At 70.9% G+C, this 12149-nt stretch carries 9 protein-coding genes and 1 pseudogene; 3 read left to right on the plus strand and 7 right to left on the minus strand.

Annotated elements, in window-relative coordinates; all coding sequences use genetic code 11:
• Positions 1 to 440 precede the first annotated feature (440 nt).
• From ACIOMQ_RS31110 to ACIOMQ_RS31135, 6 genes and pseudogenes are all read right to left on the minus strand, one after another.
• A complete protein-coding gene (locus tag ACIOMQ_RS31110; protein WP_401988133.1) occupies positions 441 to 3239 on the minus strand; it encodes a hypothetical protein in 2799 nt (932 codons plus the stop codon).
• On the minus strand, positions 3236 to 4348 hold the full coding sequence (locus ACIOMQ_RS31115; protein WP_362203218.1) for an AAA family ATPase: 1113 nt from the start codon (positions 4346 to 4348) through the stop codon (positions 3236 to 3238). The genes ACIOMQ_RS31110 and ACIOMQ_RS31115 overlap by 4 nt, the downstream gene beginning before the upstream one ends.
• A gap of 23 nt (positions 4349 to 4371) precedes the next feature.
• Entirely contained in the window at positions 4372 to 5757 is a 1386-nt protein-coding gene (locus ACIOMQ_RS31120) for a VWA domain-containing protein (RefSeq protein WP_401267769.1), read from the minus strand.
• Positions 5754 to 7172, minus strand: coding sequence for a hypothetical protein (locus tag ACIOMQ_RS31125; protein WP_402191275.1), 1419 nt, complete (start codon positions 7170 to 7172; stop codon positions 5754 to 5756). Before ACIOMQ_RS31125 ends, ACIOMQ_RS31120 begins: the two co-directional genes overlap by 4 nt.
• Complete coding sequence (locus tag ACIOMQ_RS31130) at positions 7142 to 7609, minus strand: hypothetical protein (protein WP_402191277.1); 468 nt, start codon at positions 7607 to 7609, stop codon at positions 7142 to 7144. Before ACIOMQ_RS31130 ends, ACIOMQ_RS31125 begins: the two co-directional genes overlap by 31 nt.
• A gap of 366 nt (positions 7610 to 7975) precedes the next feature.
• Positions 7976 to 8253: pseudogene (locus ACIOMQ_RS31135) on the minus strand (TetR family transcriptional regulator); the annotation flags it as partial.
• Positions 8254 to 9078: 825 nt separating this feature from the next.
• Here ACIOMQ_RS31135 and ACIOMQ_RS31140 point away from each other — a divergent pair.
• Both ACIOMQ_RS31140 and ACIOMQ_RS31145 read left to right on the plus strand, forming a co-directional pair.
• Positions 9079 to 9588 (plus strand): hypothetical protein, encoded by a 510-nt coding sequence (locus ACIOMQ_RS31140; RefSeq protein ID WP_401757071.1) that lies wholly within the window; start codon positions 9079 to 9081, stop codon positions 9586 to 9588.
• Complete coding sequence (locus ACIOMQ_RS31145; RefSeq protein WP_362203200.1) at positions 9585 to 9875, plus strand: DUF3817 domain-containing protein; 291 nt, start codon at positions 9585 to 9587, stop codon at positions 9873 to 9875. Before ACIOMQ_RS31140 ends, ACIOMQ_RS31145 begins: the two co-directional genes overlap by 4 nt.
• Before the next feature lie 51 nt (positions 9876 to 9926).
• On the opposite strand, the gene ACIOMQ_RS31150 is transcribed toward ACIOMQ_RS31145, so the two are convergent.
• Positions 9927 to 10970 carry a nuclear transport factor 2 family protein gene (locus ACIOMQ_RS31150; RefSeq protein ID WP_401757072.1) on the minus strand — a complete coding sequence of 348 codons (1044 nt, stop codon included), beginning with the start codon at positions 10968 to 10970 and terminating at the stop codon, positions 9927 to 9929.
• Between the two features lie 121 nt (positions 10971 to 11091).
• On the opposite strand from ACIOMQ_RS31150, the gene ACIOMQ_RS31155 reads away from it, so the two are divergent.
• Positions 11092 to 12126, plus strand: a complete 1035-nt coding sequence (locus ACIOMQ_RS31155) for a helix-turn-helix domain-containing protein (protein WP_362203194.1) — start codon at positions 11092 to 11094, stop codon at positions 12124 to 12126.
• Positions 12127 to 12149 lie beyond the last annotated feature (23 nt).

A 12149-nucleotide genomic window follows, 5' to 3' on the forward strand; every position in this document is an offset into this window, starting at 1 on the left:
GGCCGAGGAGCGGTCGGCCGCTTTGCGCTGCGGGCGGATTGTGCGCAGCGTGAACGGCGGGGCCGACGGACGCCGATGTCGGCGGGGGCCGAAGGCCCCGTCGGCGGTGGACTTTCTCGCTCGACAGGGCCTTCGGGGAATTCCGCGCAACGGCCCACGCGTCGTGCGCCGGGCGGGGAGTGAACCGGCGAACATGTACGGTTCCCCGCCGTATCCCCTTGTTCCGGAACCGGCCCACCCGTGGTCGCCACCGGGGGTGCGAAGGGCCGCGCCGTGCCGGCTCGAAGGGCTTTTCCGACGCAGCCGGGGAGCGCCCCTGAGCTGGTCCGGGCGCTGCCGGGTGCGTCCGGAGCCACCCGGCGCGGCCCGAATTCCTGAGCTCAGGCCGGCCGGGTGGACGTGACGGCGGATCCGCCGCGCGGGCTTGCACCCCGCCGAAGTCACGCGCCGGCCAGCAGCACCTCCAGAGCCACCGCCGTATCCGGGAACCGGCCCGCCAGTGCCGCGCCAGGCGGCACAGGATCCGCTGCCTCCCACGTGTCGTCACAACCCAGCAGGCCCGCCAACGCGTCGCACGCCGCGGGGTGGGCGGCGAGCAGCGTGCAACCGCGACTGCCGTCCGCGCGCCGCACCGGATGCGCGGTTTCCGGTTCCGGCTGCGCCCGCCACGGCGGCACCCACTCGTCCAGCGCCGAGAGCCGGCCGGGGAAGATCCGCCCGGACTCACGGATCAGCAGCGGTGCCAGCTCGGCCCCGCCCGATCGCAGGGTGGTGATCAGGGTCGGCAGCCACGGCAGGAGAACCGGGTCCGGCAGCCGTCCGAAGGCGTTCGACACCGCCTCCACGACGAAGTCGGTGAGGCCCGGGACGGGCTCCAGGGCGTGTACGAAGCCGCTGAGGTAGCGCGGATAGGCGGGCAGCACCAAGGGGTTGCCCAGCAGTTCGTCGCACTTCGCCCGCAGGTCCGCCCGGGAGAGGTCCCCGAGCTGCACCTGAGCCGCCCACAGCAGCGCCGTCTTCGACGGGTCCTCGGGATGCGACTGGGCGAGGGCCAGCTCCAGTTGGGTACGGTCGCAGCCCAGCGACAGCGCCAGGCTCTCCATACTGAAGAGGAAACCCAGCATCGCCGCCACCTGGCGGACAGTGGCGTCGCTGTCGGTGAAAGCCGTCGGCAGCAGGGTGCAGTAGTGGGCGTAACCGGTCTTGACGAACGACTCGATCCACGGCGGCAGCACCGGCTCGCTGGTGCGGTAGTACGCCAGCAGCCGCCGCACCCGGCGCAGCACCTCCGGTGCGCCGTCGACGCTGCGTTCGGCCGACAGCACCTCCAGGGCGCGGCTGCCCAGTTCGTCGGCGAGGCGGCGGCTTCGCAGGTACGACGTCGCGTCCTCGACGGCTTCCAGGACGGTCGCCGTGGTGGCGTGCGGGCCGTATGCCGTGCGGCGCAGACGCTGCTCCAGGACCTGCTCGACGCTGACACCCTCGTAGCCGAGTTCGATGAGCGCGCGCTCGTGTGTGCCCAGCGCCAGGTCCCACGACTCCTGGATCGGCCGCTCACCCAGTCTCCGCTCGCCCATGATCGGCCGTGCGGCGCCCCGCGGCATCAGGTGGCGCAGCATCCACAGCACATCGGAGCACCGCTCCAGTTCCGGCTGGGAGGCGATGTCGAGCAGAGCCCGCTGCACGCCACGCTGCTGGAGCTTCAGATTCAGCGGTGCGAGCCGGTCGTGCACGTCGCGGGCCAGGGGCGGCAGCGCGTCGTAACCGACCTGGCCGACCCGGTCGCCGCCCATCAGGGTCTCGACGAGGCGGCGTACGTCGCGCCGACCGGGCACGCTGTCCTTCTCGATGCAGGTGACGGCCGCGTCCTGGAAGTCGTACGGCGTGGGCCTCGCCCGGTCGCGCATCCCGGCCAACAGGATCGACGTCTCGAACACCGCGATGGCGTCGGCGGTGGAGGCGAGGTAGCCGCTGCGGCGCGCGGCGCGCACGATCTCCACCGACCAGCCGAGCAACTCGGCCTCGTCCAGCCGGTCCAGGACGGGTGGTTGCCGCAGGAAGCCGGTCAGCTTGTCCGAGGGCGGGACCGCCGGCGCGGGCAGGGCCGCCGCGGTCTTCTTGGCCCTCGACTTCTTCGCGCCCGCCTGTCCCGCCAGACGGTACGGCTCCACGCGGGTGCGCCTGACGTTCTTCGCCCAGACCGTCGCGGCGATCGACACCGAGCCGGCGGCCAGGTCGAATTGCGCTTCGATCGCCGCGTGGCTGGACGGAATGAGGCCGTGCAGCCACTTGGTGGCACTGCGTGGGCCGATCTCGAAGGTGTCGGTGCCGTGGACACCGAACTCCGCAACGCGGCTGGCCGCGTGGAAGGCACCGCACACGTAGAGGCAGTCCGCGGGATCGGTGCCGGTCGCGGCCAGGTGCCGGCGCATCCTGGTCCACATGTGGCGTTCGCGGTCCTCGTCCACGCGCACCCGGTGGGGGGCTCCGGGTGCCAGGCGCCGGAAGAGGCTGCCTATCAGGAACATGACCTGGCGGTAGGTGTCGTGGTCGCTGTCGCCGAGCGGGAGTTCGACGTACTGGTGCCACCACTCCGACCAGTGCCGCACCCGGCCGTGGCGCAGCAGGTGTTCCTCCAGTTCCGCGAAGCGGGGGCGCACGTCGCCGATCTCCACGCCGACCGCGTCGCCGTGCAACGCGTCCTCCTCCTCGGCGGGCGGCGTGTCCGGATCGGCGGGGTCGGCGGACTGCGTTCCGCGTGCGTCCCACTGGAAGACGTGGTCCGAGGAGCGGTCGACGAGGACCAGTTCGACGCCCGGGGTGTCCAGTGCGTAGGCGATCGCCTGGTACTCGGCGGAGGCCTCGGTGATCGGTGCCACGACCGAGAGCGGGGACCACTCGGCCGGGAAGCCGTCGACGTCGGTCGCGAACGCCTGGAGGGCCACCGGGAGCTTGCAGTTGCGCAGTTCGGTCAGCAGCGGTGCCATGTCCTCGCACAGCTCCAGGTACACGACCTTCGGCTGCTTCTGGCGCAGGCGGCGTGCCATCGCAATGGCCGAGGCGGGGGAGTGGTGGCAGACGGGGAAGATCTCCAGTGGCTCGCGCACCGCGCGGTCGACGTCGTCGACGATGCCGAGAAGGATGCCCTCCAGGGCGTCGGGCCCGTCGGCGAACGCCGCGGCGGCCTCCTGCAACTGCCCGCGCAGCGGATCGAACGTCTCCTCGTGCGTGTCACTCATGACAGGGTGGCGATCGCGTCGCGGCCGCCCTCCAGGAACTCCGGCCAGGATCCGCCCTCTTCCTTGCTGCGTGGTTCGACGACGCCGTGCAGGTACTTGTTGAGGATGGCCAGGTCCTCGGGGTCGCGCCGGGCCAGGGACCCGACGAGGGAGGAGGCCAGCGTGCGGGCGGTCAGGGCGCGATCGCCGAAGAAGTTGCTGTGCAGGATCGCGTCCTCGAGTACGCCGATCTGCTCGGCGGTGGACAGTGCGGACTCCAGCTTCTCGTCGTCGCTGCCGGCCGCCGCCGCCGAGGCACGCAGGTCGGCGAAGCTCTGCAGCAGCACGTCGAGCAGCGTCGGCGGCACGTCCAGCTCCAGCTGGTGGCGGCGCAGCAGTTCCTCCGTACGGAAGCGGACGATCTCCGTCTCACTCTTCTTGTTCGTCATCACCGGGATGCGTACGAAATTGAAGCGGCGCTTGAGTGCCGAGGACAGGTCGTTCACTCCTCGGTCGCGGCTGTTGGCGGTGGCGATGATCGAGAAGCCGGGCTTGGCGAAGACGATGCTGTCGCTGTCCAGTTCGGGAACCGAGATGTACTTCTCGGACAGGATCGAGATCAGCGCGTCCTGGACATCGCTGGTGGAGCGGGTGAGTTCCTCGAAACGGCCGATCGCGCCGGTCTCCATCGCGGTCATGATCGGTGAGGGGATCATCGACTCCCGCGACTGGCCCTTGGCGATGACCATGGACACGTTCCAGGAGTACTTGATGTGGTCCTCGGTGGTGCCGGCCGTGCCCTGGACGACCAGTGTGGAGTTGCGGGAGATCGCTGCGGACAGCAGCTCGGCCAGCCAGCTCTTGCCGGTGCCGGGGTCGCCTATGAGCAGCAGGCCGCGGTCGGAGGCCAGGGTGACGATGGAGCGCTCGACGAAACTGCGGTCGCCGAACCACTTCTGGGAAATCTCGCGGTCCAGGCCGTCGGAGCGCTCGGAGCCCAGGATGAACAGGCGCACCATCTTCGGGGACAGGCGCCAGGAAAAGGGCTTGGGGCTGTGGTCGATGGACTCCAGCCAGTCCAGTTCCTCCGCGTACTTGATCTCGGCAGGGGCTCGCAGCAGATCGGACACAACAGGGCCTTTCCAGGTAGGTCTCAGGTGAGGAACGTCTTGAGTTCGTGGACGAGTTTGCGGATGTGGCCGGAGATCACCGGCGTGCCGAGGGCCTTGAAGCGTTCACGGAACCAGGGGTTGACCTCCTGGCGCCCGGAGCTGGTGACCGAACCGACGGGGATGAACTTCACCCCGGACCGCCGGACGGCCTCGATGCCCTCGAACAGCGGCTGGGAACGGTCGAATTCGTAGAAGTCGGAGATCCACACCATCACGGTGTCTTTGGGGTCGGTGATCTTCGGGCGGGCCATGGCCATCGCGACGGGACCGTCGTTGCCGCCACCGAGGTTGGTGCGCAGCAGGGCCTCGAACGGGTCGTTCACCCAGGGGGTCAGGTCGATGGCACGCGTGTCGTACGCGATGAGGTGCACATCCACCTTCGGCAGCCCCGCGAAGATCGACGCCAGGATGGTGCAGTTCACCATCGAGTCGACCATCGAGCCCGACTGGTCCACGACGACGATCAACCGCTGGGGCGTCGTCCTGCGGGCGGTGTGCCGGTAGTAGAGGCGGTCGACATACAGCCGTTCCTCCTCCGGGCTCCAGTTGGTGAGGTTCTTCCAGATCGTGCGGTCGAGGTCGAGGTTGCGGAACACCCGCTTGGGCGGGACGGAGCGGTCCAGGGCGCCCACCGAGGCTTTCGCCACCTGGGTGCGCAGCACTTCGGCGACCTCGTCGACGAAACGGCGGATCAGGGCCTTGGCGTTGGCCAGGGCCACGCCGGAGAGGTTGTTCTTGTCCCGCAGCAGCTGCTCGATCAGCGACATGCTCGGGATCAGCTGCGCGGCGAGCGCGGGGTCGGCGAGCACTTCGCGCAAGTGCATCCGTTGGACGAGGTCTGCCTCGATGGCGCCGAGTTCCGGGCCGATCGGCGGAATCAGCCGACCGAGGGCGGGCGTCGTGCCGCGCAGTTCTCCCGGTGCGCAGCCGAGCGCGCGCTCCAGCCAGCCCGCGTCGGACTGCCAGCGCGCCAGCTGTCCGGCGTCGACCGCGCCGGAGCCGGTGGCGAAGACGTTGAGCAGCACCTTCGACACCAGCGCCGCGCGCCGCACCTCGGCTGCCCGGTCACGTGCCCCGTCGGCGGGGTCGGGATCGGGTGCCATCAGACCGTCGAACTCGGCGGCCAGGTCCGGGTGGCGTTGCACGACCGAGTCGACGGATGCCTGCGGGTCCAGCAGCGCGGACGGCAGACCGATGTCCTCGACGACGGCGAGGCTCGCCGATTCCAGTGCGGCCTGCTCCTCGTGGTCGAAGAGCCGGGCGAGGAGCCGCCAGTACAGGACCTGACGGCGGTTGTCGTGGGGGTCCACCCCGGAGTCCGACCGGCCCGCGTACTCGGCCGGCTGTCCCGTCGTGTGCTCCGTCATTTCCGCAGCAACCTTCCGGCGCGCTCCCGCAGCACGGCCACGGCGTCGGTGGCGGTCTTCTCGGCCTTGACTCCGGCCTTGTCGGTCGTGCCCCCGGTCCATCCCCCGGCGTGGATCGCGACAGCCTTCTTCCGTACGGTCGTCTCGACGGCCAGAGGCTGGACGCGGTACGTCCCGGCGTCCCAGCGGAGCAGCCCGATGCACGCGCTCGACGCGGCGACGGCCTCGGGAGTGAGCGGACCGGCGGTCGGAATGCGGTCGGTGTCGACGACCAAGGGGTGTCCGGCGACGGTGAACGTGAGTGCGCCGTCGTCCTCATGGGCGGTGTAGCCCTCCAGGAACACAGGTGCGGCGATGCGTGCAGGGTGCCGGTCCAAGGGCGCGGTCGACGCGTCGGTGGCGGTGGGCAGGGCGACGCGGGCGGTGGCGAAGGCGTCGGCGGGCTCGCTCGGGCGTGCGTGCTCATTGCTCCAGACCAGGTCGCCCTCGGCAGTGACGGGCATGCCCGCGAGGTCCATCGACCGGCCTTCGCCGGCGGCTGCCAGGAGCGACATGTGCGGGCGGAGCAGCTGCCAGAGGCCGACTCCGACGACCGTGTCGGGCTTCGGCCCCGACACACTGGCACGCACCAGGCGGGGCGCGGTGCCGTCCGCGGGCTCGAACACCGCGTGCATCTGGGCCTGTACGGCGGTCGCGTGTTCCTGCACGTCGACACCGAGAGGCAGGAGCCGGCCGGTGGCGGTACCGGTCATGGGCACATCGGCCGCACCGGGCAACGTCAGCAGCATCGCGCGTGACCACAGATCGGCCCAGCGGCGTGCCGGGACACGCTCCAGGGCTGTACCCGGGCAGGACGCGGCGAGTTCGGCGGCGAAGCCGTCGAGGAGCGTCGCGAGACGGCGCAGGGCCGGATCCGGAAGCATCGCGGAGACGACGTGCGCCGCCCCCGAGACCACGTCGTGATCGATGCCCTGCCACCCGGAGCGCGCCAGATCGGACAGCCAGGAGCGGGCGGCGACGAGCAGGTTCCCCGCTTGCGGCCCGCCGGGCGCCGGGACGGTCTCCTCGCTGCGGGACCGCCCGATCGCCGCCTCGATGCGGGTCGTCAGTGCGTCGTGGACGGAGCCGAGCAGTGCGGTGCGGGCGGCGGCGAGGGCGACCAAGTGGTCCTCGCTCGCGGCTCCGGCCGCCGCCTTCTCGGCCGCCTCGGCGACCCTGGTGGCCAGCGGTGTACCCGCGACTGCGTGCGCGAGCGCTGTCAGGCCGGCGGTCTGGGCGGGCTGGGGGCGTAGCAGACCGGTGACGAGAGCCCGGTCGAAGGCGTCGACGGCCGCCAGGGCCTCATCGAGCCCGTCGACGGTCTCGGCCAGCAGATCGGCGCGCATCACGCCACCGCCCTGGTCGACGGGAACCACTGCATCTCCGGCAACGGCGCCGTGGTCGGGGCGAGTTCCAGGTAGGCCAGGTGGCGCAGGAACCGGCTGAAGACAGGCGCGGCGGCCTGGGCGTCCCCCTGTTGCGGCCGTGCGCTGCTCATGTCGGCGGCGAGGGACTGCGCGCTCTCCCCGTCCACGCGCTCGACTCTCAGGTAGCGGGCGACGCGCTCGGCGCCGTACTGCAGCACCGCTTCGTTGATCAGAGCACGGATGTGATTGCAGAACGAGCCCCGAGCGCCGCCGCAGGGCCGGTTGTTGTTGGTGCTGCAGGCAAACGCGTAGGTACCCGTGGCGATCGACGAGACATAGACCCGCTCGATGTCCGAGCCGCTGGACACCACTCCCTGCAGGCGTCCGTCGGCAAGCTCGACGAACGGCACCTTGGCGAGCTTGCGCGGCCGTGCGGGTGCAATCACCTGCACTGTGCTCGACCTCTCCCAGTCAGACAACGCACCATCTCCAATGCACCAAGGGGGCTTCCGCGCCACAGCGGCGGGACACGACTGAACATACTTGCGACCACTGACAACGCCGACCGCGGACGTACGGCGGCGTCCCGCGCGGCCGCATGGCCGCTGTGGCGGGGCGTGTTCGGGTTCCGCGAGTGCACGCAGAGGTGGACCGGGCCCAGCTCGCCGAGTGGCACTCGGCGGAGCGCGCGGGGTGCAGCTGTCCCGCGACCGGTTCGCGGAGGCGGGGTGGTGCCCCGGTGCCGCAGGGAACGGCAGGTGCCGCCGGCCCCGGCGAAGGTCACCCGAGGCGGGAACGCGGGGGCGGGGCGGTCAGCCGGTCGCCCGGTGTGCGCCGAGCGGGGAGCGGTGCCGATCCACGATCCCCTCGACGATTCTCATCAGGCGGCCCCCGCCTGATCGATGCTTCCGTTCTGCGTGCTGACCTGTGCGCCTTCGAGTACGAAGGTGATCTCGGCGGCGGTCTGCTCGGGCTCGGGCAGCTGGGCCTCGGCGCACATGCCGACCAGCCTGCGGGTCTGGCAGGCCTTGTGCTCCTCGATCACCTGCCGTGCGGGATGGGAGCGGTCGGGCAGTTCGGCGATGGAGTTGTCCATCGCGGTGGTCGCTGTCTCGGCGGCGGGTCTGCGCGGTGGCGATCCAGGTGAGGTAGAGGACACCCGGCATGAGTGAGAAAGCCGTGTGTCTGGAGAGGTCCTGCCGCACGGCTGCTCGTTGGATCAGCCGGGTGGTGTTGCCGGGGCTGGTCTTCCTGGGGCGCCGGTGCCTCGCGTCGGCCGGGTTTCCGGTGGCCAGATCTCATTGAGGAAGGTCCCTTTTGCCACTGCCCGGCCGGGGTGGAGCGCCATAGCTTGAGGTCGATAGCGCCGTATCAGCCATAAACCCCAAGGAAGTGGTGCAAACATGCTGGCTCAGCTTGTTCGTTTCGATGGATTCGACCCGCTGGGCGCCTTGGGCCCCTACGAGGTGCTGTTCGCCGGGGGACTGCTCACCGACAGCGACCTGACGGTCGAACTCGTCACCGCCGAGGGCCCTCGGGAGGTCCCCAGTGGTACCCCGCCGCTGTCCGTGCGGGCCACGGCCCAACTCTCCCCCGAGCGGGCCGATCTGATCCTGGATCCGGGGGTTCATCTCCTGGAGCGTTTCTACGGCCCCGGGTGGCGCGAGCCGCCGAGAAGCTCCTCGGGCACGACCGCCACGGTCCGGTCCGGCGCGCCGACGGTTGGGTTCCCTCCATCATCCGACGGCATCCGGCGCGGGTCTCCGTCCGGGACCCGGACGTCCGGTACGCCCGTCACCGTGCCGGGGCGAGGCCCTTCCCGCCCCGCCCGTCCGGCAACGGGCGGGGTCCCCGGGGCCCGGGGTGCCGAGGATCGGCCGCCGCACCCCCCTCGATGGAGAGAACCGCTCATACCATGACAAAATTCTTCCTCTCGCTGCACGTACTGGCCGCGATCTCGGCCGTCGGGCCGGTCGCCATCGCCGCGAGCATGTTCCCCGGGGTGCTGCGCCGGGCCCAGGCGGCCCCCGGGGACATCGCGCCCCGGGCGACGCTGCGCACCCTGCACCGCATCTGCCGGGTCTACGCCGGTGTCGGCGTCGCCGTACCCGTCTTCGGCTTCGCCACCGCCAGCAGCCTCGGTGTCCTGGGCAGCGCCTGGCTGATCACCTCGATCGCCCTCACCGGCTGCGCGGCCGTGATCCTGGCCCTGCTTCTGCTCCCTCGGCAGGAAGACGCCCTGAACGCCGTCGAGGCGGCGGACGGTGCCGACGGCCGCACCCCGGAAGGCCGTAGAACCGATGACCGTGCCCCCGACCGGCGGGCCGGAGCCCGGCTGGCGATGCTCACCGGCGTCTTCAACCTGCTCTGGGCGACCGTCACCATCCTGATGATCATCAGGCCCGGATCCACCACAGGAGCATGACCGTGCCCCCACTCCATCTGCGCATCGCGGCCGGCGTCGAGATCGTCACCCTCGCCCTCCTCCTGGCCAACCTCCTCACCGCGCACCACCGGACTTTCTCCGCGCTCCTCGGACCGGTGCACGGCTGTGCCTACCTCCTGGTCGTGCTCGGCACCCTCCGCCTCACGGCGGCGGGAACCCCCGCGAAGCTCCTCGCCCTCATCCCCGGCATCGGCGGACTCGCCGCCGTACGGCACATCACCCGCCGACACATCACGGCGGCCGATGCCCTCACGACAGGCGGCTGATCGCTGACGCTCCCCGCCCGGCAGGGCCCGGCCGGGCGGGGAGGGGCTGCCTCAGTCGTTGAAGGACGGGTCGTCCACGACATACAGCCAGCGTCCGTCGGGCTGTCGCCGGGCGACCTCGGTGGTGACCGTCGTCACCCGAGGACGGCCGGGAGCGTCGACGGCCGCAACGGACGACAGCAGCGCCAGGTCCCCGGTCTCGTGAACGCGCCGGAGCGTGAGGCCGATCCGTACGCCGTTCTCGACGTACCGCCGCAGGCTCTCGTGCACGGCCTCGGCGCCGGTGAGCACCCTGCCGGGCTCCGGTACGAACACGGCCCCGGGCTCGTAGAGTCCCGCGAGCCGGTCCAGATCGCCGGCCGCGAGGTGGCGGACGAACAGCCCGGCCAGCTCCCGCGGGCTCCGTGCGACGTCTTCCCCGCTCCGTGCGGGCCGGTCTCCCCAGCCCGCACCGGCGATGAGGTCGTACCAATCGGGCAGGGTCCCCGACGGCAGATGGCGGCGGAGCAGACTTCCGGGGAAGGAGAGAGGGCCCGCTTTGAGCGGGTTGTCCAGGGCCTGCGCCACGATCGCGTCGCTCAGGGCGTACGCGAGATCGTCGCGCGGGAACACGGCATGAACGCTGTCGGCGAAGCCTTCGGGCAGCTCCTCACGGCCCTGGCCGAGGATGTCGGCGGCGATACCGGTCTGGCAGAGCGAGACTTCCGGCCCCTTGCGCGCGCCGATCTGGTCGGAGGTGTGCAGGGCGATGGCGTCCCACACGATCGCGACATCGCTCTCGGGCATGCCGTGCTCACGCAGGAAGCGGGCGGCCAGATCCGCGCCGTCGACCTCGAAACGCTGGTCACCGTTGCCCGCATCGGACAGCCCGATGTCATGGAGCACGCCCGCGACGAAGACCAGCTCGTCGTTGTAGTCAGCACCCGGGCGCAGACCGCGCTGCGTAGCGAGGGCCCGGCCGAAGAGATAGCCGCGCACGCTGTGTCGGAAGACGTACGGCTCGGTCAGCTCCTCGGCGTACCGCAGCGCGGCCACGGCGAGTTCGGTGTCCGGCAGATCGAAACCGGCGAACGGCCGGGTGGGACAGGATGTCACAGGACTCGACTCCTCGGAGATCAGCAGGTCACGGCAGGTCACCCTGGCCTGCGCTTGATCCTTCTGCTTCGGGAAGCCCCCCGACAGTGGCCCAAATGCCAGCATCCGCTAGCTTCTGGCCATGACTGTTGTGGCGATACTCGCGCTCGACGGTGTCGTGCCGTTCGAGCTGTCCGTACCGGGCCAGATCTTCGGTACAGCCAATGAAGCGGTCGGCCGTACCCACTACGAGGTACGGGTCTGTGCCCCCGGCCGGCAGGTGACGACAGCCGCCGGATTCGGCGGCTTCCAGCTCGCCACCGCCTGGGACCTGGAGACCCTGACCGAGGCCGACACCGTCGTCGTCCCAGGTCACTCGGGATTTCTGGACGACCCGCCCGCCCCGGTGGTCGCGGCCTTGCGCACGGCAGCCGAGCGCGGCGCCCGGCTCGCGTCGGTCTGCGTCGGCGCGTTCACTCTCGCCGCCACCGGCCTCCTCGACGGCTACCGCGCCACCACCCACTGGCAGCACGCCGCCGAACTCGCCGCCCGCCACCCGGCCGTCGATGTCGACGGCAGCAGCCTCTACATCGACAACGGCCCCCTGATCACCTCAGCCGGAGTGGCCGCCGCCCTCGACCTCTGCCTCCACCTCGTCCGCCGCGACCTGGGCGCCGCCCTCGCCGCCGCCACCGCTCGCCGTACGGTGATGCCGCTCCAGCGCGACGGCGGCCAGAGCCAGTTCATCGAACACCCCGACCCTGGCGGCCAAGACGCCGCACTCCAGCCCATCCTCCACTGGCTGGAGGCCCATCTGCACGAACAGCTGACCCTGAACGACATCGCCCGCCACTCCGCGATGAGCATCCGCAGCCTCAACCGCCACTTCCGCGCCCAGACCGGCACCACCCCCCTCCAGTGGCTGCTGCGGGCCCGCGTCCACCGCGCCCAGCAACTCCTCGAAACCACGGCCATCCCCGTCGAACGCATAGCCACCGCCACCGGCTTCGGCGCCCCCTCGACCTTCCGCCAGCACTTCGCCCGCCACACGGGCATCTCCCCGCAGGCATACCGGACCGCCTTCCGCTCACACCCCACCGAGGCACCAGGAGCAGCCGACGGCCCGCGCTCGACCCGCGTACCGAGGAAGCGGTCCACGACCGCATCCGGGCGCTGAGCGTGGACCGCACGGTCGTCCTG

This window comes from Streptomyces sp. NPDC087845 (assembly GCF_044742755.1).
Classification (GTDB): domain Bacteria; phylum Actinomycetota; class Actinomycetes; order Streptomycetales; family Streptomycetaceae; genus Streptomyces.